This is a genomic window from Pseudomonas sp. MN1F, from assembly GCF_009391885.1.
GTDB lineage: Bacteria > Pseudomonadota > Gammaproteobacteria > Pseudomonadales > Pseudomonadaceae > Aquipseudomonas.
In genome coordinates, this window is the sequence record NZ_VZII01000054.1 from 12,131 (window position 1) to 32,935 (window position 20,805).

General features: G+C 63.6%; 17 protein-coding genes. 12 read left to right on the forward strand and 5 right to left on the reverse strand.

Annotated elements, in window-relative coordinates; all coding sequences use genetic code 11:
- Positions 1-55: 55 nt before the first annotated feature.
- From F6X59_RS24485 to edd, 4 genes are all read right to left on the reverse strand, one after another.
- Positions 56-1,510: an ATP-binding protein gene (locus tag F6X59_RS24485; protein ID WP_152958708.1), complete on the reverse strand. Its 1,455-nt coding sequence runs from the start codon at positions 1,508-1,510 to the stop codon at positions 56-58.
- Complete coding sequence (gene gltR / locus F6X59_RS24490; protein WP_152958709.1) at positions 1,491-2,216, reverse strand: two-component system response regulator GltR; 726 nt, start codon at positions 2,214-2,216, stop codon at positions 1,491-1,493. The genes F6X59_RS24485 and gltR overlap by 20 nt, the downstream gene beginning before the upstream one ends.
- Before the next feature lie 68 nt (positions 2,217-2,284).
- Complete coding sequence (locus F6X59_RS24495) at positions 2,285-3,244, reverse strand: glucokinase (RefSeq protein ID WP_152958710.1); 960 nt, start codon at positions 3,242-3,244, stop codon at positions 2,285-2,287.
- Complete coding sequence (gene edd, locus F6X59_RS24500; protein WP_152958711.1) at positions 3,241-5,067, reverse strand: phosphogluconate dehydratase; 1,827 nt, start codon at positions 5,065-5,067, stop codon at positions 3,241-3,243. Before edd ends, F6X59_RS24495 begins: the two co-directional genes overlap by 4 nt.
- Before the next feature lie 265 nt (positions 5,068-5,332).
- Between edd and gap the strand changes: the two genes are divergently transcribed.
- From gap to F6X59_RS24530, 6 genes are all read left to right on the forward strand, one after another.
- Entirely contained in the window at positions 5,333-6,334 is a 1,002-nt protein-coding gene (gap, locus tag F6X59_RS24505) for a type I glyceraldehyde-3-phosphate dehydrogenase (protein ID WP_152958712.1), read from the forward strand.
- A gap of 188 nt (positions 6,335-6,522) precedes the next feature.
- The gene (locus F6X59_RS24510; RefSeq protein ID WP_372240514.1) at positions 6,523-7,035 is read left to right on the forward strand and encodes an RNA polymerase sigma factor; all 513 of its coding nucleotides are present in this window, start codon (positions 6,523-6,525) and stop codon (positions 7,033-7,035) included.
- 90 nt (positions 7,036-7,125) lie between these two features.
- Positions 7,126-8,088, forward strand: coding sequence for a FecR domain-containing protein (locus F6X59_RS24515; RefSeq protein WP_346654181.1), 963 nt, complete (start codon positions 7,126-7,128; stop codon positions 8,086-8,088).
- Between the two features lie 123 nt (positions 8,089-8,211).
- Positions 8,212-10,797, forward strand: coding sequence for a TonB-dependent receptor (locus F6X59_RS24520; protein ID WP_152958714.1), 2,586 nt, complete (start codon positions 8,212-8,214; stop codon positions 10,795-10,797).
- A 162-nt stretch (positions 10,798-10,959) separates the two neighbouring features.
- Positions 10,960-11,553, forward strand: a complete 594-nt coding sequence (locus tag F6X59_RS24525; RefSeq protein WP_152958715.1) for a biliverdin-producing heme oxygenase — start codon at positions 10,960-10,962, stop codon at positions 11,551-11,553.
- 54 nt (positions 11,554-11,607) lie between these two features.
- The gene (locus F6X59_RS24530; protein ID WP_152958716.1) at positions 11,608-12,021 is read left to right on the forward strand and encodes a YbaN family protein; all 414 of its coding nucleotides are present in this window, start codon (positions 11,608-11,610) and stop codon (positions 12,019-12,021) included.
- On the opposite strand, the gene arcD (F6X59_RS24535) is transcribed toward F6X59_RS24530, so the two are convergent.
- Entirely contained in the window at positions 12,001-13,428 is a 1,428-nt protein-coding gene (gene arcD, locus F6X59_RS24535) for an arginine-ornithine antiporter (RefSeq protein ID WP_152958717.1), read from the reverse strand. The two genes, F6X59_RS24530 and arcD (F6X59_RS24535), sit on opposite strands and share 21 nt — an antisense overlap.
- 433 nt (positions 13,429-13,861) lie before the next feature.
- On the opposite strand from arcD (F6X59_RS24535), the gene arcD (F6X59_RS24540) reads away from it, so the two are divergent.
- From arcD (F6X59_RS24540) to F6X59_RS24565, 6 genes are all read left to right on the forward strand, one after another.
- Complete coding sequence (arcD, locus tag F6X59_RS24540; protein ID WP_152958718.1) at positions 13,862-15,289, forward strand: arginine-ornithine antiporter; 1,428 nt, start codon at positions 13,862-13,864, stop codon at positions 15,287-15,289.
- A 33-nt stretch (positions 15,290-15,322) separates the two neighbouring features.
- Positions 15,323-16,582, forward strand: a complete 1,260-nt coding sequence (gene arcA / locus F6X59_RS24545; protein WP_152958719.1) for an arginine deiminase — start codon at positions 15,323-15,325, stop codon at positions 16,580-16,582.
- Positions 16,583-16,651: 69 nt separating this feature from the next.
- On the forward strand, positions 16,652-17,662 hold the full coding sequence (locus F6X59_RS24550) for an ornithine carbamoyltransferase (RefSeq protein WP_027920178.1): 1,011 nt from the start codon (positions 16,652-16,654) through the stop codon (positions 17,660-17,662).
- Positions 17,663-17,725: 63 nt separating this feature from the next.
- On the forward strand, positions 17,726-18,655 hold the full coding sequence (gene arcC / locus F6X59_RS24555) for a carbamate kinase (protein WP_152958720.1): 930 nt from the start codon (positions 17,726-17,728) through the stop codon (positions 18,653-18,655).
- 55 nt (positions 18,656-18,710) lie between these two features.
- The gene (locus F6X59_RS24560) at positions 18,711-19,079 is read left to right on the forward strand and encodes a DUF5064 family protein (RefSeq protein ID WP_152958721.1); all 369 of its coding nucleotides are present in this window, start codon (positions 18,711-18,713) and stop codon (positions 19,077-19,079) included.
- A gap of 145 nt (positions 19,080-19,224) precedes the next feature.
- The gene (locus tag F6X59_RS24565; RefSeq protein ID WP_152958722.1) at positions 19,225-20,733 is read left to right on the forward strand and encodes a sigma-54-dependent transcriptional regulator; all 1,509 of its coding nucleotides are present in this window, start codon (positions 19,225-19,227) and stop codon (positions 20,731-20,733) included.
- The last annotated feature ends 72 nt before the right edge of the window (positions 20,734-20,805 follow it).

Sequence of the window (20,805 nt, forward strand, 5' to 3'; positions counted from 1 at the left end):
TCCTGGCCGGGATGTCACGAAGGGGGGCGACTGTGTCACCAACTTGTGACACAGCTCAATCCACGCCTCTTGGCAGATAGAGCGTCACCCGCAAGCCACCTTCGCGCAGGTTGAGCAGGCTCACCTCGCCGCCGTGGCTGTGGGCGATGTTGCGAGCGATGCCCAGGCCCAGGCCGTAGCCCTGCTGCTTGCCGGCCAGGCGAAAGTGTGGCTCGAACACCTGTTCCATCTGCTGCTGCGGCACGCCAGGGCCCTGGTCATCCACCTGCAAAACAAAGCCCTCGGCGCTGTCGATGATGCGCAGGTGTGCCCGCTCGCCATACTTGATGGCATTGTCGATCAGGTTGCCGATACAGCGGCGCAGGGCCAGCGGTTTGCCCGGGTACGGCGACAGGGCTTGCCCTTCGACAGTGATACGACCGTTACCCAGGTACGGTTCGGCGAGAATGTCCAGCACCTGATTGAGGTCGATCGGCTCGATGTTCTCGTGGATGTCGGTGTCCTTCACACATTGCAGCGCGCCTTTGACCAGCAGCTCCAGCTCGTCGAGGTCCTGGCTGAACTTGGCCTGCAGGCGCTCGTCCTCAAGCAGTTCGACACGCAGGCGCAAACGCGTGATCGGTGTGCGCAGGTCGTGGGAAATGGCGCTGAACAACTGGGAACGCTCGGTCAGGTAACGGCTGATGCGCTCGCGCATGCTGTTGAACGCACGCCCCACCTCGACCACCTCGCTGCCGCCGCCCTCGGCTACCGGCGCCACATCGGCGCCCAATGACAACTCACGTGCAGCACGCGCCAGGCGCTTGAGCGGCCAGCTCTGCCAGTGCACCAGCAAACCGATGAACAGCAGCAGCAAGGCGGTGGTCAGGACGATGAAGCCGATCTGCTGACGCGGCAGGCGTTCGCTTTCGAGGCTGGTATAGGGCTCGGGCAGCAAAGAGGCGATGTACAGCCATTCGCCCTGGCCCAGGCGGATCTGGGTCACCAGCACTGGCGGGTTGAGCGGCTCCAGGGTCAGCGAGTAATGCGCCCACGAGCGCGGCAATTCATCGAGCTTCAGGCCGCTGTTGAAGATGCGCAGGTCATCGGGGGCGACGAACTCGACGGAGATTTCCATCTGCTCGCCGAGGCGTTCGTGCAGCACCTGCTGGAACACGTCGATCACCGCCTGCTTGCGTGGGGTGATGGGCAATACCGGCATGTCCAGCGGCTTGTCGTTGAGCGACACGAAAAAGCGCGTGCCACCCATGCTGCGCAATTGATCGAGCACCATCGGCCGATAGGCCACCGGCAGCGAGCGGAAGTAGCTGACGCTGGCGCTCATGGAATGAGCCAGGCTGCCGGCACTGGCGCGCAGGCCCTGCAACTGGCTGGCACGCAGCTGGGCAACCCAGATCAGGCTCGACAGGCCCTGGGCCAACAGCACCACGAGCAAGGTCAGCAGCAGCATGCGCCCCAGCAGCGAGCGCGGCAGCAGGCGCCAGCGCCGCTCAGGAAGCGCAGCAGACATGGGCAGCCAGCAGGTAACCACTGCCACGTACGGTGCGGATCAGCCGCGGTGGCTTGTCGGTGTCGCGCAGGCGCTGGCGCAGGCGGCTGACGGCCATGTCGACGATGCGGTCCAGCGGCATCGGCTCGCGGCCTCGGGTGGCGTTGCCGATGGTGTCGCGGTCGAGGATCTGCTGCGGGTGATCGAGAAACAGCTTGAGCAGGGCGAAGTCGGCACCGGACAGAATCACTTCTTCACCATCGCGGTGGAACAAGCGGTGGCTGACGGTATCCAGACGCCAGTCATCGAAGGCCAGCACAGCACTGGCTGGCGCGGCCTGGCCGAACTCGCTGCGGCGCAACAGGGCCTTGATGCGCGCCTGCAGTTCACGGGGGCTAAACGGCTTGCCCAGGTAGTCATCGGCGCCCAGTTCCAGGCCGATGACGCGGTCGGCTTCATCGGAGCTGGCGGTCAGCATGATGATCGGTACCCGCGACTGGCGCGGATGTTGACGCACCCAGCGGCACAGGCTGAAGCCGTCTTCGTCGGGCAGCATGACGTCGAGGATCACCAGGTCGCAGGGGGTGCTTTCCAAGGCGCGACGAAAGCCCTGGCCATCGCCTTCGGCGTGGACCTGGAAGCCGGCGCGGCTCAGGTAGGTTTGCAGCAGTTCGCGAATTTCCTGATCGTCGTCGACCATCAGGATCGATTTTCCGGCAGTGCTCAAGGTATCCCGCCCTCATTGTTGTCGCAGGTCTTTTCGCCTGCTGTCGCGGTGCAGCATGATCGAGAGTATCAGTGATCCAGTGTTTGCTGCAGTGCCACCCCCGCACCGAGCAAGCCAGAGAACTCAGCGGTTACCAGCCACACCGGCACACCCGCGAAGTAACCACTCATGCAGCCCTTGTCGGCAAAGCTGGCGGCAAACCCGCTGTGCAGGAACAGCTCGGCAAAGCGTGGGATCACGCCGCCGACAATATAAACCCCACCACGCGCGCCCAGGGTCAGCACATTGTTACCGGCCACGCGGCCGAGGAATCGGCAGAACTGCTCGATCACCGCCAGCGCCCGTGGCTCGCAGCCCAGGGCGGCATCGGTAATCTGCGCCGGGGATGTGTGTCGAGGCGTGTCGCCGTCCAGCGCGCACATGGCCTGATACAAGCGCACCAGGCCACCGCCACTGAGTACGGTCTCGGCACTGACATGGCCGATCTGGCTGTGAATCTGCTGATGGATCGCCGCTTCGCGGGCATTGCCCACCGGCAGGTCGACATGCCCGCCTTCACCCGGCAGCGCCTGCCAGTGCTGCTCGCCCAGGCGTAACAGGCTGCCGACGCCCAGGCCAGTGCCCGGGCCGATCACCAGCGCGGGCCGCGCCGGGTCTGCCTGGCCTGCGCAGACCTCACGGTACTCACCCGGTTGCAGGCGGGTCATGCCCAGGGCCTGGGCAGAAAAGTCGTTGATCAGCAGCAACCGCTCGACCTGCAAGGTCTGGCAGAACGCCTTGTGGCTGAGCCGCCAGTGGTTGTTGGTGAAGCGGAATTCATCGCCATCGACCGGCCCGGCCACCGCCAGGCACACCGCCGCCAGGCCGCCACGGGCAATGCCGTGGCCCTGCAGGTAGGCCTCGATGGCCTGCTCCGGGCTGGTGTAGTCGGCCGTGGCGAAGACCTTCACCTGGCACAGCTGGTTGTCACGCCACAACGCAAAACGGGCATTGGTGCCACCGATGTCGCCAACCAGCAGGTCCTTCATTTAAGGTTCTCCAGGGCCGAGGTGAAGGCGCTCGCGCCCTGCTCTGCCGGGCTGAACGCCATGCGCATGAAGCCGAACAGCTCACGGCCGCAGCCCAGGTCGTTGCCCTGGGGCGCGGGCGGCAGGTCACGGCTGGCCAGTTCTTCTGCCGACACCATCACCCGCAGCGTGCCTGCGACGCCATCGACCCGCACGATATCACCCTCGCGCACACGTGCCAGCGGGCCACCATCGAACGCTTCGGGGCAGACGTGGATCGCCGCCGGGATTTTGCCCGAAGCCCCCGACATGCGCCCGTCGGTCACCAGCGCGACCTTGTAGCCCCGGTCTTGCAGCACGCCGAGGAACGGCGTCAGTTTGTGCAGCTCGGGCATGCCGTTGCAGCGCGGGCCCTGGAAGCGCACCACGGCCACGAAATCGCACTCCAGCTCGCCGGCCTTAAAGGCATCGGCCAACGACTGCTGGTCATGGAACACTTTGGCCGGCGCTTCGACCACCTGATGCTCAGGCGCTACTGCGGAAACCTTCATCACGCCACGACCGAGGTTACCTTCCATCACCCGCAGGCCACCTTCGGCCGAGAACGGCCGCGCCACCGGGCGCAGGATGCTCTCATCCAGGCTCTGCTGCGGCCCTTCACGCCATACCAGCTTGCCGTTGTCGAGGAACGGCTCCTGGGTATAGCGGCGCAGGCCGTGGCCGGCCACGGTGTTGACGTCTTCGTGCAGCAGGCCGGCATCGAGCAGTTCGCGGATCAGGAAGGCCATGCCGCCAGCGGCCTGGAAGTGGTTGATGTCGGCCTTGCCGTTGGGGTAGACGTGGGACAGGGTCGGCACCACCTCGGACAGGTCGGCCATGTCCTGCCAGGTCAGCTGGATGCCGGCCGCCTGGGCGATTGCCGGGATGTGCAGGGTGTGGTTGGTCGAGCCACCGGTGGCGTGCAGGGCCAAGATGGAGTTGACCAGTGCCTTCTCGTCGACGATCTCGCCCAGTGGCATGAAGCTGCCGCTGGCCTTGGTCATGCGCGTGACCTGTTGCGCCGCCTCGGCGGTCAGGGCATCGCGCAGCGGGGTGTACGGGTTGACGAACGAGGCGCCTGGCAGGTGCAGGCCCATGACCTCCATCACCAGCTGGTTGGTGTTGGCGGTGCCGTAGAAGGTGCAGGTGCCGGGGCTGTGGTAGGACTTCATTTCCGACTCCAGCAGCTCCTCGCGGCTGGCCTTGCCTTCGGCATAGCGCTGGCGCACGTCGGCCTTCTGCTTGTTGGAAATACCGGAAACCATCGGCCCGCCCGGGACGAAGATGGTCGGCAGGTGGCCGAAGCGCAGCGCCCCCATCATCAGGCCGGGGACGATCTTGTCGCAGATGCCAAGCATCAGCGCCGCGTCGAACATGTTGTGCGACAGCGCTACCGCCGTGGACATGGCGATCACTTCGCGGCTGGCGATTGCCAGTTCCATGCCCGGCTCGCCCTGGGTCACGCCATCGCACATGGCTGGCACGCCACCGGCGAACTGGCCGACCGAGCCGACCTCGCGCAGGGCCTGCTTGATCTGGTCAGGGAAATGCAGATACGGCTGGTGCGCCGAGAGCATGTCGTTGTAGGACGAGACGATGGCGACGTTGGCCGCGTTCATCAAGCGCAGGGTCTGCTTGTCCTCGGCACCGCAACCGGCCACGCCATGGGCGAAGTTGGCGCACTGCAGGCTGGCACGCATGGGCCCGTCACTGGCCGCGCCACGAATCAGCTGCAGGTAGCGTTCGCGGGTGGCACGGCTGCGTTCGATCAGCCGCTGGGTGACCTCAAGGATGCGCGGATGCATGTACTGGACTCCAGGCTAATTGTAAGGGCGGTTTACCGGGCATTTCCCCTCCAAACGATTGCGGCCTAGGCTCAAGGTAGAGGGGCTCGCGACATCGGGGGAGGCACTGTGCCCAACCACTCGTTGTATGTTTAAACAAAATACTGCCATCAAAAAGGCTTGTTTTCTATCGCTCAGTGAATAATCTTGTAATTCCAACAACAAAACCGTTTCAGTGAAGCTCCTTTTTGCCACAGGTTTCACTCGGACCGCCAGAGGTACTGCCATGACCCTACGTATCGCCATCAATGGATTCGGCCGCATCGGGCGCAATGTCCTGCGCGCACTGTATACCCAAGGCTACCGCCAGGACCTGCAGGTCGTCGCCATCAACGACCTGGGTGACAGCGCGATGAACGCCCACCTGCTCAAATATGACAGCGTGCACGGCACATTCGATGCGCAGATCGAGGCCGACCATGAAAGCCTGACGGTCAATGGTGACCGTATCGCGGTCAGCGCCATCCGCAACCCGGCCGAACTGCCCTGGAAGGCCGAAGCGATCGACGTGGTGTTCGAATGCACCGGGCTGTTCACCGACCGCGCCAAGGCCGCCGCACACCTGGCTGCGGGCGCCGGCAAGGTGATCGTCTCGGCGCCGGGCAAGGGTGTCGATGCCACCGTGGTGTACGGGGTCAACCACGATATCCTGCGGGCTTCGCACCAGATCATCTCCAACGCCTCGTGCACCACCAACTGCCTGGCGCCGATCGCCCAGGTGCTGCACCGCGAGTTCGGCATCGAACAGGGGCTGATGACCACCATCCACGCCTATACCAACGACCAGGTGCTGACTGACGTCTACCACAGCGACCCGTACCGTGCCCGCTCGGCCACCCAGTCGATGATCCCGAGCAAGACCGGCGCCGCCGAAGCCGTGGGCCTGGTGCTGCCGGAACTGGCCGGCAAGCTCACCGGCATGGCCGTGCGGGTGCCGGTGATCAACGTGTCGCTGGTCGACCTGACCGTCAACCTCAAGCGCGAGGCTACCGCCGAGCAGGTCAACCAGCTGTTCCTCGAAGCCAGCCGGCACTCCAAGGTGCTCGGCTACAACGCACTGCCACTGGTGTCGTGCGACTTCAACCACAACCCGCTGTCGTCGATCTTCGATGCCAACCACACCCGCGCCAACGGGCGGATGCTCAAGGTGCTGGCCTGGTATGACAACGAGTGGGGGTTCTCCAACCGCATGCTGGACAACTGTTTGGCGTTGGCCAGCGCGCGCTGAGGGGCTCCTGGCTTTGGCGCCTGTGAGATCGAGCGCCGCCCGCGCGGCGCTCGATCTCACCGGCGCTGAAAATGCCGAGGCATGCACCCGGCCCCTCACAATCTTTACCTTTTCCTAACAAATCCAGGCTTGACCTGATAGGTAGATGATAAGCATTATCATTAACCTTTCGTCGGCCAGGTCCCCCCGTGAGTCAGTCCCGGTTCAACTCCGTCTTCCTCGTCCAGCGCCTTTCCCTGCTGCGCACCCTGCAGCGCATGGTGGGCAACCCCAGCACCGCCGAGGACCTGCTGCAGGAAACCTACCTGCGGGTGTCCCGCGCCTTGGGCGAGCGGCCCATCGAACACCTCGAACCCTTCGTGTTCCAGACCGCCCGCAACCTCGCCCTGGACCACCTGCGTTCAAGGCGTGCGCAGGCGCGCATGCTGGTCGACGATGTGCCCGACGAGGTGCTGCACAATGTCGCGTCGCCGCTCGGCAGCAGCGAGGACGCTGCGCACGCCGAACAACTGCTCAAGCACCTGAGCGTCAGCCTCAACCAGCTGACCGAGCGCCAGCAGCGCATCTTCATCCTCAGCCGCCTGCATGGCGCCAGCTACCTGGAAATTGCCGAGCAACTGCAAGTCTCTGCCAGCACGGTTCAGAAGGAACTGAAACTGATCATGGCGATCTGCATGGGCGTGGCCGACCGCCTCAAATGAGCCGACCGCAGGCATACCGAATGCGGCGTAGCCCTTGCCATGCTTCGCCCTAGCCTTGATCATTCGCAAAAATACCTGCAAGGACCCACCGTGACCGACAGCCCCGTCACTCGCCCGTCAGCTACCGGGCCCGACGCCCGCGCCCGTGCGCTGGACGAGGCGCTGGACTGGCTCGTGCGCCTGCAGTGTGCCAGCGAGGCCGACACCCTCGCCTTCGAACAATGGCTCAGCGCAGCCCCTGAAAACGCCGAAGCCTACGTCGAGGCCGAAGCCTTGTGGAACGGCACCCCGCTGCGCCAGGCCGCCCTGCACCTGCACCAGCACCAGCGCCGCTCGCTGCGTGGCCGCTTGCGTGCGCACTGGAAGCCACTGGCGACCGCCGCCATGCTGCTGGTCGGGCTGTTCACCTTCGGCAACCTGCCGGTGCGCCTGCAGGCGGACCACCTGACCGTGGTCGGTGAACGCCAGCGCCTGGAGCTGGATGACGGCGCCAAGGTCCTGCTCAACACCAATTCCGCCTTCGCCAGCGACCAACAGGGCGGCCGCCAAGTCGCACGCCTGCTGCAAGGCGAGGCGTACTTCCAGGTGCCCGGTGGCGCCCAGCTGCCGCTGGAAGTGCAGGCAGGGCCAGTGCGCGCGCAGGTGCGCGACACCGATTTCGCCGTGCGCTACCTCGATGGCGAGGCTCAGGTTCGCGTGCAGCGCGGTGACATCGACCTGCAGGCCGCCAGCGACCAGCGCATCCGCCTCAGTGCCGGCGACAGCATCAGTGTCGGCCCGCATGGCTTCGGCCAGCGCCAGCGCCCGGACATGCACAAGGACCTGGCCTGGGTCGACGGCCGCCTGGTGTTCGAGAACTGCCCGTTGAGCCAGGTGCTGGCGGAAGTGCGGCGCTATTACCCCGGCTGGATCATCAACCGCAACGACCACCTCGACGACATGGCGGTGACCGGCAACTACCGCCTCGACCAGCCGCTGGAAACCCTGCGCGCCCTGGCCCACATCACCTCGGCACAGCTTCACGAATGGCCCGCCGTGGTGATCATCAACTGACCTGAAATTTTTTTACGCGATCGCGCAACCCCGCCCGTCTCGTTATAGCCAATGCAACTGATTCTTGTTTGAAACAAGAACGGTCATCACCTATAACAGTTCGCGCGTCAGGGAGCGCTTTCGATGCCCACAGGTCCATCTCGCCCGTCCACCCTTCCCCGCCGTACCGGCCAGCTGTCGCTGCTGACGCTGGCGCTGCTCGCCAGCGGTGCCTGCAGCCTGCCGGCGCTGGCCGCCGAACCGGCCCAGGCCAGCAGCCCGCGCATGGGCGACTACCGCTTCAGCATCGCCCAACAGCCTCTGGTTGAAGCAATCAATGCCTTCAGCAAGGCCACCGGCTGGCAGGTTGGTTTCAGCGCCGAGCTGGCCGACGGCGTGGCATCGCCGGGTGTGCAGGGTTCGCTGCCAGCGGAAGCCGCACTCAAGCGTCTGCTCCAGGGCACGGGGCTGAGCTTCCGTACAATCAGCAACGGTAACGTGGTGCTCGAACGCCAGTCGGCGGGCAACGCCATCGCCTTGCAGCAAATGACCGTCAGCGCCACCCGTAACGCCCAGGATGTGAGCCAGGTGCCGAGCACCGTGAGCGTGCAGACCCGCGAGCAACTGGACCGACAGAACGTCAACAACATCCAGGAACTGGTGCGTTACGAACCGGGTGTGTCGGTGGGCGGCACCGGCCAGCGCAGTGGCCTGAACGGCTACAACATCCGCGGCATCGACGGCGAGCGTGTGCTCACCCAGGTCGATGGCGTGTCGATCCCCGACAGCTTCTTCTACGGCCCCTACGCCCAGACCCAGCGCAATTACGTCGACCCCGAGATCGTCAAGCGCGTGGAAATCCTCCGCGGCCCGGCTTCAGTGCTGTACGGCAGCAACGCCATCGGCGGGGCGGTGAGCTACTTCACCCTCGACCCGGACGACATCATCAAGCCCGGCAAGGACGTTGGTGCACGCCTGAAGACCGGCTACAGCTCAGCCGATGAGAGCTGGCTGACCTCGGCTACCGTGGCAGGCCGCACGGGTGATTTCGACGGCCTGCTGCACCTGAGCCAGCGCAACGGTCACGAGACCGAGTCCTACGGTAGCCACGGCGGCACCGGCCTGTCGCGGACCGAGGCCAACCCGGAAGACGTGCGCACCACCAACGTGCTGGCCAAGCTGGGCTGGAACTACGCCGACGATGCCCGCCTGGGATTGACCTACGAGCGTTACAAGGATGACCGCGACCAGAACATCCTCAGCGCCGTCGGTGGCCCGTTCACCAACGGCAGCGGCCTGGGCATGTACCGCAGCCGCACCGGCAACGACACCGTGACCCGCGAGCGCTTCGGCATCAACCATGAGTTCGGCCTGGATTCGCTGGTTGCCGACCACCTCAAATGGAGCCTGAACTACCAGGTGGCCAAGACCGACCAGAGCACCGAGGAAGTCTACTTCCCGTTCAGCCGCACCGTGCTGCGCACCCGCGACACCACCTACAAGGACCGCCAGTGGGTGTTCGACGCCCAGCTGGACAAGGCCTTCAGCGTCGGCGCCACCGACCACCTGCTGACCTATGGCACCACCCTCAAGCACGAGAAGGTCACCGGCTCGCGCAGCGGCACCGGCACCTGCCTGGCAGTCGGTGGTGCCTGCCGCGCCATCGGCCAGGTCAGCACCAGCGACGCCCAGGCACTGGTCAGCGACTTCCCCGACCCGACCGTGAACACCTACAGCCTGTTCGTGCAGGATGAAATTCGCTGGAACAACTGGACCTTCATGCCCGGCGCACGCTACGACTACACGCGCATGGAGCCGAAGTTCACCGAGGCGTTCCTGCGGGGCATCCAGGGTTCGGGCGCCGCTCCCGGCAGCGTCGACGACTCGGACAAGAAGTGGCACCGCGTTTCACCCAAGTTCGGCCTGACCTACGCCTTCAACGACAACTACACCTGGTACGGCCAGTACGCCGAAGGCTTCCGCACCCCGACGGCCAAGTCGATGTACGGGCGCTTTGAAAACCCGACCCTGGGTTACAGCGTGCAGGGCAACCCCGGGCTCGAACCGGAAAAGAGCAAGAGCTACGAAACCGGCCTGCGCGGCAACTTCGACGCCGGCAACTTCGACGTGGCAGTGTTCTACAACAAGTACCGCGACTTCATCGACGAAGACGCCGTGCAGTCGGCCAACCTGGAAACCACGTTCCAGGCCAACAATATCAAGCACGCCACCATCAAGGGCGCCGAGATCAAGGGCCGCCTGAACCTCGACCACTTCGGTGCGCCGCAGGGCCTGTACACCCAGGGCTCGATCGCCTATGCCCATGGCCGCAACGATGACAACGGCCAGCCGCTGAACAGCGTCAACCCGCTGACCGGCGTGTTCGGCCTGGGTTACGAGCAGCCGAACTATGGCGGCCTGCTGAGCTGGACCCTGGTCAAGCGCAAGACCCGTGTCGACGACACCACGTTCTTTGCGCCGGACGGGCAGAGTTCGCAGTTCCGTACCCCGGGTTATGGGGTGCTGGACCTGAGCGGCTTTTACAAGGTGACCGACGACGTCACCGTCAACGCCGGGCTGTACAACCTGACCGACAAGAAGTACTGGCAGTGGGATTCGGTGCGTGGCTACGACGGCCAGGGTGAAGCGGGTGTGACCCAGCCGGCCAACCTCGACCGCCTGACCATGCCGGGGCGCAACTTCGCCATCAATGTGGTGTGGGATATCTGACGGTACGGCTTGAGTATGACTGCGCCTGTGAGATCGAGCGCCGCCCGCGCGGCGCTCGATCTCACAGACGCTGCAAAAATCACCACAAACCCATTTTTTTACTGTCCCTGCCCCGCTGTTTCGTCTTGTCACTAGACGCCCTCATTTACCAAGGACACGCCCATGACCGACCACCCAGCCCTGCGCTCGCAACGCCTGAACCAGGCCACCCACGCTCCGCACAGCGAGCTCGACGCCCTGGTCAAATCCCACGCGCCATTCGACAGCCGTGAAAGCTTCGCCCGCTTCGTCGTCGCCCAGTACCTGTTCCAGGCCGAACTGCAAGCGCTGTACAACGACCCGCAACTGATCGCCATCGTCCCCGACCTGGCCCAGCGCTGCCGCGCCGAGCAGGCCCGCCTGGACCTGGCTGACCTGAATACCGAAATCCCGGCCGCCGTGCCCGGTGCCCTGCACAATCCGACCCTGGGTGAAGCCCTGGGCTGGATCTTCGTCTCGGAAGGCTCCAAACTTGGCGCTGCGTTTCTGATCAAGCGTGCCGCGGCCCTGGAATTGTCCGACAGTTTCGGTGCCCGCCACCTCGGCGAGCCTGCCGGTGGCCGTGCCGAAGGCTGGAAGCAGTTCACCCGCATCCTGGATGGCCTGGAATTGTCGCCCGAGCAAGACGCCGCCGCCGAGCGCGCTGCAGTTGCCGCCTTCGAGCGCTTCACCGAACTGCTCAAGCATGCCTACGCCGCCGACACCGCGCTGGCCTGAGACGCATCAGCCGGCCACCTCTCCGGTGGCCGGACGTTTTTTTGCAGTGAGACCATGACCCGACCCGCCCGCTCGAAACTGTCCCGCCTGCTGTATGGCATCCTGGCTTACGTAAGCTTGGGGATAGGCCTGGTCGCCATCGTCATTCCCGGCCTGCCGACCACCGAGTTCATCCTGCTGGCCGCCTGGGCCGCCACGCGCAGTTCGCCACGCCTGTCCGCCTGGCTGGAGAACCATCGCCTGTTCGGGCCGATCCTGTACAACTGGCGCAACGGCAAGGTGATCCAGCGCCGTGCCAAGGTCAGTGCCACCGTCAGCATGCTGCTGTGCGCAGGCCTGATGCTGGTGTTCCTCGAACACCACTGGCCGGTGTTTCTGGCGATTGCCGGCATGACCCTGGGCAACCTGTGGATCTGGTCGCGCCCGGAACACCCGTGCGCCGCTCCCTCACAAGCTCAACAGCCCTGAATACAGCAGGTAGGCAGCCAGTGCCGCCCCCGCCAGCACGGCCGCAAAAATCAGCTTTTCCCAAGTGGTGAACAACGTCTGCCCTTGCTCGTGCTTGGCCCGGGCAAACAGGATGACCCCTGGGGCGTAGAGCAGTGCCGACAGCAGCAGGTACTTGAGGCCGCCCGCGTACAACAGCCACACCGCATACAGCAGCGCCAGCGCCGCCACCAGCAGGTCCTTGCGCCGCAGCCCCGCCTGCCCTCGGTAACTCTCGCCGCGCCAGGCCAGCAGCACCGCATAAGCCGCCGACCACAGGTATGGCACCAGAATCATCGACGATGCCAGGTAGATCAGGCTGGTATAGGTACCTTCCGAGACCAGCGTGATCAGCAGGAAGCCCTGGATCATGCAGTTGGTCAGCCACAGGGCATTGGCTGGCACGTGGTTGGCGTTTTCCTTGGCCAGGAAGCGCGGCATGGTCTTGTCGCGCGCCGTGGCATAAAGAATTTCTGCGCACAGCAGTGCCCACGACAGCAAGGCCCCCAGCAACGAAATCGCCAGGCCGATGCTGATCAACAGGCCACCCCAGGGCCCGACGATATGCTCCAGCACCGAGGCCAAGGACGGGTTCTGCAACCCGGCCAGTTCCGGCTGGGTCATCACCCCCAGCGACAGCACGTTGACCAGCACCAGCAGCGCCAGCACCCCGAGAAAGCCGATCACCGTGGCCTTGCCGACATCGGAACGGCGCTGCGCCCGCCCGGAATACACGCTGGCACCCTCGATACCGATGAACACGAACACCGTGACCAGCATCATGTTGCGCACCTGGTCCAGCACATTGCCGAACTGCGGGTTGCTCATGCCCCAGATATCGCGGGTGAAGATATCGGCGCGGAAGGCAAAGGCGGCGATGACGACGAAGATCAGCAAGGGCACCACCTTGGCCACGGTGGTCACCTGGTTGATGAACGCCGCTTCCTTGATGCCACGCAGCACCAGAAAGTGCACGGCCCACAGCAGCAACGAGGCGCAGCCGATGGCAATCGGCGTGTTGCCTTCGCCAAACACCGGGAAGTAGAAGCCCAGGGTGCTGAACAGCAGCACGAAATAGCCGACGTTGCCCAGCCAGGCGCTGATCCAGTAGCCCCAGGCTGACGAAAAGCCCATGTAATCGCCGAACCCGGCTTTCGCATAGGCGTATACCCCTGAATCCAGCTCAGGCTTGCGGTTGGCCAGGGTCTGGAACACGAAGGCCAGCGCCAGCATGCCCACTGCGGTGATCGCCCAGCCGATCAGCACGGCGCCGACGTCGGCACGTGCTGCCATGTTCTGCGGTAACGAGAAGATCCCGCCACCAATCATCGAACCGACCACCAGCGCGATCAGTGCCCCCAGACGCAGCTTTTGTCCCGGCTCGCTCATGGGCCTCCCTTTTTTTGGTGCTGTCATGCGTTTGAAACAGCCATGGGCGCCATATAAATGCTGTCACTTATATAGCCTAAACCATTAAACCTATAGCAGTAATAACCACAATGTCTATCGCCGTGCCTCTGTAAAAACTAGCAGGTGCCCAGCAACTAGAAAAGCATTCGTTAAAACTCGAAATTCTCGTGAAAAATTTGCGAAAGCGACAAAAGCGGCTAGCTTCAGACATCGCAGGCCAAACGGAGCGTTTGCTCTAGAAGGACATGGAGATGCCAGCGCAGAAGGCCTGCAGCTGAGCAGTCGGCACGCTCCAGGAGTCGCGTGTAGGAAATTTCCTACCCTCGCGTTGCCATGAACTGATCCATGTCAGGTCATGGACCAGGCGTCAGATTTATTCTGTCGTCAACTTTCTCCTGGCAGGAGTTGTTAAATGTCTGATTCATCCGGAAAACTAAAACTCGGCGCGTTAGTTGCACTTGTGGTCGGTTCGATGATTGGCGGCGGGATCTTCTCGCTGCCGCAAAACATGGCCGCCAGTGCAGGGGTTGGTGCGGTACTGATTGGCTGGGCGATCACCGCGGTGGGCATGCTGACGCTGGCCTTCGTGTTCCAGACCCTGGCCAACCGCAAGCCTGACCTGGATGGCGGTGTTTACGCCTATGCCAAGGCTGGCTTCGGCGACTACATGGGCTTTTCATCAGCCTGGGGCTACTGGATCAGTGCCTGGCTGGGCAACGTCGGCTACTTCGTGTTGCTGTTCAGCACCCTCGGTTACTTCTTCCCGATCTTCGGCGAAGGCAACACCCCGGCGGCGATCATCGGTGCCTCGGTGCTGCTCTGGGCCGTGCACTTCCTGGTACTGCGTGGCATCAAGGAAGCGGCATTCATCAACCTGGTCACCACCGTGGCCAAGGTCGTGCCGCTGGGGCTGTTCGCCCTGATCTGCCTGTTCGCCTTCAAACTCGACATCTTCACCGCCGACATCTGGGCCGTGGGCACGCCTGACCTGGGCAGTGTGATGAACCAGGTGCGTAACATGATGCTGGTCACCGTCTGGGTGTTCATCGGTATCGAAGGCGCGAGCATCTTCTCGGCACGGGCGGAAAAACGCTCCGACGTCGGCAAGGCCACGGTCATCGGTTTCGTCACCGTGCTGCTGTTCCTGGTGCTGGTCAACGTGCTGTCGCTGGGCATCATGACCCAGCCAGAGCTGGCCAAGCTGCAGAACCCATCGATGGCTGCGGTACTTGAGCATGTGGTCGGCCACTGGGGCGCGGTGCTGATCAGCGTCGGCCTGGTGATCTCGTTGCTGGGGGCCTTGCTGTCGTGGGTGCTGCTGTGCGCCGAGATCATGTTCGCCGCCGCCAAGGACCACACCATGCCGGAGTTCCTGCGCCGCGAGAACGCCAACCAGGTGCCTGCCAACGCCCTGTGGCTGACCAACGCCATGGTGCAGATCTTCCTGGTCATCACCCTGTTCTCCAGCAGTACCTACCTGTCGCTGATCTACCTCGCCACCTCGATGATCCTGGTGCCTTACCTGTGGTCGGCGGCTTATGCCTTCCTGCTGGCACTGCGCAGCGAAACCTACGAGCAGGCCCTTGCCGAGCGGCAGAAGGACCTGATCATCGGCGGCATCGCGCTGATATACGCCATCTGGCTGCTGTATGCCGGCGGCGTGAAATACCTGCTGCTCTCGGCCCTGCTCTATGCCCCTGGCGCGATCCTGTTCGCCAAGGCCAAGCGTGAGGTGGGCCAACCGATTTTCACCAACGTGGAAAAACTGATCTTCGCAGCCGTGGTCATCGGCGCCCTGGTGGCAGCCTTCGGCCTGTATGACGGCTTCCTGACCCTTTGACCCACGTCTTCGTTCAATTGGAGGAATGAAACCATGTCCGCTGAAAAACAGAAGTACGGTGTCCACTCCGAAGCCGGCAAACTGCGCAAGGTAATGGTTTGCGCACCGGGCCTGGCGCACAAGCGGCTGACGCCAAGCAACTGTGACGAGCTGCTGTTCGACGACGTGATCTGGGTCGACCAGGCCAAGCGTGACCACTTCGACTTCGTCACCAAGATGCGTGAGCGCGGCGTCGATGTGCTGGAAATGCACAACCTGCTGACCGACATCGTCCAGCAGCCCGAAGCCCTGAAGTGGATTCTCGACCGCAAGATCACCGATGACACCGTTGGTGTGGGCCTGAACAACGAAGTGCGCAGCTGGCTCGAAAGCCTTGAGCCACGTCACCTGGCCGAGTTCCTGATCGGTGGCGTGGCCGGCCAGGACCTGCCGCAGAGCGAAGGCGCCGATGTGGTCAAGATGTACAACGACTACCTGGGCCACTCCAGCTTCATCCTGCCGCCGCTGCCCAACACCCAGTTCACCCGCGACACCACCTGCTGGATCTACGGCGGCGTGACGCTGAACCCGATGTACTGGCCGGCGCGTCGCCAGGAAACCCTGCTGACCACCGCCATCTACAAGTTCCACAAGGAGTTCACCGGTGCCGACTTCCAGGTCTGGTACGGCGACCCCGACAAGGATCACGGCCAGTCCACCCTCGAAGGCGGTGACGTGATGCCGATCGGCAACGGCATCGTGCTGATCGGCATGGGCGAGCGCACCTCGCGCCAGGCCATCGGCCAGCTGGCTCGCAACCTGTTCGCCAAGGGCGCAGTCAGGGAAGTCATCGTCGCCGGCCTGCCGAAGTCCCGCGCCGCCATGCACCTGGACACCGTGTTCAGCTTCTGCGACCGCGACCTGATCACGGTCTTCCCGGAAGTGGTGAAAGAGATCGTGCCGTTCATCATTCGGCCGGACGAAAGCAAGCCCTATGGCATGGACGTGCGCCGCATCAACAAGTCGTTCATCGAAGTGGTCGGCGAGGAGCTTGGGCTCAAGGATGGCCTGCGCGTCGTAGAGACCGGCGGCAACAGCTTCGCCGCCGAACGTGAACAGTGGGATGACGGCAACAACGTGGTGGCCATCGAACCCGGCGTGGTCATCGGCTACGACCGCAACACCTACACCAATACCCTGCTGCGCAAGGCCGGCATCGAAGTCATCACCATCAGCGCCGGCGAACTGGGCCGTGGCCGTGGCGGCGGCCACTGCATGACCTGCCCGATCGTCCGTGACCCAATCGATTACTAACGACCATTGCCCCCGGCCGCCCTCACGAAGCGGCGGCCGGTGTGTTCACCAAACCCAAGGAGAAAAGTCATGGCGTTCAATATTCACAACCGCAACCTGCTCAGCCTCGAACACCACACCACCCGCGAACTGAAATACCTGCTGGACCTGTCCCGCGACCTCAAGCGCGCCAAGTACACCGGCACCGAGCAGCAGCACCTGAAGGGCAACAACATCGCCCTGATCTTCGAGAAGACCTCGACCCGCACCCGCTGCGCCTTCGAAGTCGCCGCCTATGACCAGGGCGCCAACGTTACCTACATCGACCCCAACTCTTCGCAGATTGGCCACAAGGAAAGCATGAAGGACACCGCCCGCGTACTCGGGCGCATGTACGACGCCATCGAGTACCGCGGCTTCAAGCAGGAAATCGTCGAAGAACTGGCCAAGTTCGCCGGCGTCCCGGTGTTCAACGGCCTTACCGATGAATACCACCCGACCCAGATGATCGCCGACGTGCTGACCATGCGTGAGCACAGCGACAAGCCGCTGCACGACATCAGCTACGCCTACCTGGGAGACGCCCGCAACAACATGGGCAACTCGCTGCTGCTGATCGGCGCCAAGCTCGGCATGGACGTACGCATCGCCGCACCCAAGGCGCTGTGGCCACATGACGACCTGGTCGAGCGTTGCCACAAGTACGCCGAAGAAAGCGGCGCACGCATCACCCTGACCGAAGACCCCAAGGCTGCGGTCAAGGGCGTCGACTTCATCCACACCGACGTCTGGGTCTCGATGGGCGAGCCGATCGAAGCCTGGGGTGAGCGCATCAAGCAGCTCAAGCCTTACCAGGTGAACAAGGAGCTGATGAAAGCCAGCGGCAACCCACGGACCAAGTTCATGCACTGCCTGCCGGCCTTCCACAACTCCGAGACCAAGGTCGGCAAGCAGATTGCCGAACAGTACCCGGACCTGGCCAACGGCATCGAAGTGACCGATGACGTTTTCGAGTCGCCGGCATGCATCGCCTTCGAGCAGGCGGAAAACCGCATGCACACCATCAAGGCGATCCTGGTTTCGACCCTGGCTGACCTGTAAGCCGGCCGCGCCGCCCCTACTCATGGGGCGGCGCCCTTCCCTCTTCGTTAAAGGACATTCCCCATGCGTATCGTTGTTGCATTGGGCGGCAACGCCCTGCTGCGCCGTGGCGAACCCATGACCGCTGACAACCAGCGCGCCAATATCCGCACGGCCACTGAACAGATCGCCAAGATTCACCCCGGCAACGAACTGGTCATCGCCCACGGCAACGGCCCGCAGGTTGGCCTGCTGGCCCTGCAAGGCCTGTCGTACAAGCCCGACGAGGCCTACCCGCTGGACGTGCTCGGCGCCGAGACCGAAGGCATGATCGGCTACATGATCGAACAGGAGCTGGGCAACCTGCTGGACTTCGAAGTGCCGTTCGCCACCCTGCTGACCCAAGTGGAAGTAGACGCCAACGACCCGGCCTTCAAGGACCCGAGCAAGTTCATCGGCCCGGTCTACAGCAAGGAAGACGCCGAGCGCCTGGCCAAGGAAAAAGGCTGGGTGGTCAAGCCCGACGGCGACAAGTACCGCCGCGTGGTCGCCAGCCCGAAACCCAAGCGCATCTTCGAAATCCGCCCGATCAAGTGGCTGCTGGAAAAAAGCAGCATCGTGATCTGCGCCGGTGGTGGCGGCATCCCCACAATGTACGATGAGCACAAGAAGCTCAAAGGCATCGAGGCGGTGATCGACAAGGACCTGTGCTCGGCGCTGCTGGCCGAACAGCTGGAAGCCGACCTTCTGGTAATCGCCACCGACGTCGATGGCGCCTACATTGACTGGGGCAAGCCGACGCAGAAAGCCATTGCCCAGGCCCACCCCGACGAGCTCGAACGCCTCGGCTTCGCGGCCGGTTCCATGGGGCCGAAGGTGCAGGCTGCCTGCGACTTTGCCCGGCACACCGGCAAAGTGGCGGTGATCAGCTCGCTGGAGAACATCGAGGGCATCGTCAAAGGCGTCGCCGGTACCCGCGTGAGCACCGAAAAGCCAGGCATCAGCTACCGTTGATTGCAGTGGGCGGGCTTACCGGGCCCGCCATTTTCACCTTCCGGAGGAGTTTGCCATGGCCCAGTTCCACCCCGGTCATGTACACATCGAGCGCACTGCGCTGACCAAGAACGACCACAGTTACGACCTCAACATCGAGTACGAAGCGTTTTCAGACCCCAAGGAAGGCAGAGGCATCCAGTTCCGCATGCATGGCATCATCGAGGGCAAGACCGTCGATGAGCAGTTCTTCCTGGCCAAGGACCAGGTGTTGCCGAGTTTTCTCAGCGTGGCTTCGCGTAAGGCCCAGTCCTACCTCGCGTCGCACCAGAAGTTCGAAACCCTGGGTTCGCCGCACAAGCTTTACGACGCCATGTTCGAAGACATCCGCCAGAAGCTGGATGTGAAATCGGGCGACCCGATAAAGCCTGAACACCTCGAGTAACTCCAAGGCCTGGGCTGCTTCGCAGCCCATCGCAGGCATGCGCAATACCTGTGGGAGCCGCGCTTGCCGGCGATGGGCCGCAAAGCGGCCCCGGCGATGTTAAGGCATACTACCGCCCTCCCAGGCCACCACTTTCACCGTCCTCATGCGCATCCACGTCAGCTTCATCGACCGCGTCGGCATCACCCAGGAAGTCCTCGCCCTGCTCGGTGCCCGCAACCTCAACCTGGACGCCGTGGAAATGATCCCGCCGAACGTCTACATCGACGCCCCCACGCTCAGCCCGGCAGTGCTCGAAGAGCTCCACGACGCGCTGTTCGAAGTCCGTGGCGTGCAGTCGGTGGACGTGGTCGATATCCTCCCCGGCCAGCGCCGCCACCTGCAACTCGACGCCCTGCTGGCAGCCATGAGCGACCCGGTGCTGGCGGTCGACAGTGCCGGCAAGGTGCTACTGGCAAACCCGGCGTTGATCGCCCTGTGCGGCCGGGAGTCCGCAGGGCGCACGGTGGGCGAACTGTTCAACGACCCGGACCTGCTGCAGGCGCTGCTGGACAACAACTTCCACCTGCCGATGCGCGAGATGCAACTCAACGGCCAGAGCTTGCTGCTGGACGCCTCGCCGATCACCAACGCCGGCGGCCTGCTGACGTTGTATGCGCCCAACCGCATGGGCGAGCGCCTGTCGGCCCTGCACCACGACCATGCCGAAGGCTTCGATGCGCTGCTCGGCGAATCACCAGCAATCCGCACCCTCAAGGCCCGCGCCCTGCGCGTGGCAGCGCTCGACGCGCCGCTGCTGGTACACGGCGAAACCGGTACCGGCAAGGAACTGGTGGCCCGCGCCTGCCATGCCATCAGCAGCCGCCAGGCCGCACCGTTCCTCGCCCTCAACTGCGCTGCGCTACCCGAGAGCCTGGCCGAGAGCGAGCTGTTCGGCTATGCCCCCGGCGCCTTCACCGGGGCCCAGCGCGGCGGCAAGCCGGGGCTGATGGAGCTGGCCAACCAGGGTACGGTGTTTCTCGACGAGATCGGCGAAATGTCGCCGTACTTGCAAGCCAAGCTGTTGCGTTTTCTCAGTGACGGCAGCTTCCGCCGGGTGGGCGGCGACCGCGAGGTGAAGGTGGATGTGCGGATCATCAGCGCCACCCACCGCGACCTGGAACGCATGGTCGCCGAAGGCACTTTCCGTGAAGACCTGTTCTACCGGCTGAATGTGCTCAACCTGCAGGTACCACCGCTGCGTGATCGTGGCCAGGACATCCTGATGCTGGCGCACTACTTCATGCAGCAGGCCTGCACGCAGATCCAGCGCCCGGCCTGCCGGCTGACGCCTGCCACCCATTCGGCACTGCTGGCCAACCCTTGGCCCGGCAACGTGCGCCAGCTACAGAACGTGATTTTCCGTGCAGCAGCGATCTGCGAAAGCAACCTGGTGGATATCGGTGACCTGGACATCGCCGGGACATCGGTGGCGCGTGGGCAGGACGGCGACGTGGCGAGCCTGGAGCAGGCAGTGGGGGACTTCGAGCGTGAACTGCTGCAACGGTTGTATGCCAGTTACCCTTCGACCCGGCAACTGGCGGGGCGACTGCAGACTTCGCACACGGCTATTGCACAACGCTTGCGCAAATACGGTATTCCAGCGAGAAACTAAAGCTTTATACCGTTTGGTTTCAGATTACTCCTACGGGTCAGACCAATACTTCAACAAGCACTGCTGCGAAAA

Excerpts from the sequence above, each read along its gene's own strand:
- F6X59_RS24485 (WP_152958708.1), bottom strand. The coding sequence starts at position 1,510 with ATGTCTGCTGCGCTTCCTGAGCGGCGCTGGCGCCTGCTGCCGCGCTCG.
- F6X59_RS24495 (WP_152958710.1), bottom strand. The coding sequence starts at position 3,244 with ATGAAGGACCTGCTGGTTGGCGACATCGGTGGCACCAATGCCCGTTTT.
- edd (WP_152958711.1), bottom strand. The coding sequence starts at position 5,067 with ATGCATCCGCGCATCCTTGAGGTCACCCAGCGGCTGATCGAACGCAGC.
- gap (WP_152958712.1), top strand. The coding sequence starts at position 5,333 with ATGACCCTACGTATCGCCATCAATGGATTCGGCCGCATCGGGCGCAAT.
- F6X59_RS24520 (WP_152958714.1), top strand. The coding sequence starts at position 8,212 with ATGCCCACAGGTCCATCTCGCCCGTCCACCCTTCCCCGCCGTACCGGC.
- F6X59_RS24525 (WP_152958715.1), top strand. The coding sequence starts at position 10,960 with ATGACCGACCACCCAGCCCTGCGCTCGCAACGCCTGAACCAGGCCACC.
- F6X59_RS24530 (WP_152958716.1), top strand. The coding sequence starts at position 11,608 with ATGACCCGACCCGCCCGCTCGAAACTGTCCCGCCTGCTGTATGGCATC.
- arcD (WP_152958717.1), bottom strand. The coding sequence starts at position 13,428 with ATGAGCGAGCCGGGACAAAAGCTGCGTCTGGGGGCACTGATCGCGCTG.
- arcD (WP_152958718.1), top strand. The coding sequence starts at position 13,862 with ATGTCTGATTCATCCGGAAAACTAAAACTCGGCGCGTTAGTTGCACTT.
- arcA (WP_152958719.1), top strand. The coding sequence starts at position 15,323 with ATGTCCGCTGAAAAACAGAAGTACGGTGTCCACTCCGAAGCCGGCAAA.
- F6X59_RS24550 (WP_027920178.1), top strand. The coding sequence starts at position 16,652 with ATGGCGTTCAATATTCACAACCGCAACCTGCTCAGCCTCGAACACCAC.
- arcC (WP_152958720.1), top strand. The coding sequence starts at position 17,726 with ATGCGTATCGTTGTTGCATTGGGCGGCAACGCCCTGCTGCGCCGTGGC.
- F6X59_RS24560 (WP_152958721.1), top strand. The coding sequence starts at position 18,711 with ATGGCCCAGTTCCACCCCGGTCATGTACACATCGAGCGCACTGCGCTG.
- F6X59_RS24565 (WP_152958722.1), top strand. The coding sequence starts at position 19,225 with ATGCGCATCCACGTCAGCTTCATCGACCGCGTCGGCATCACCCAGGAA.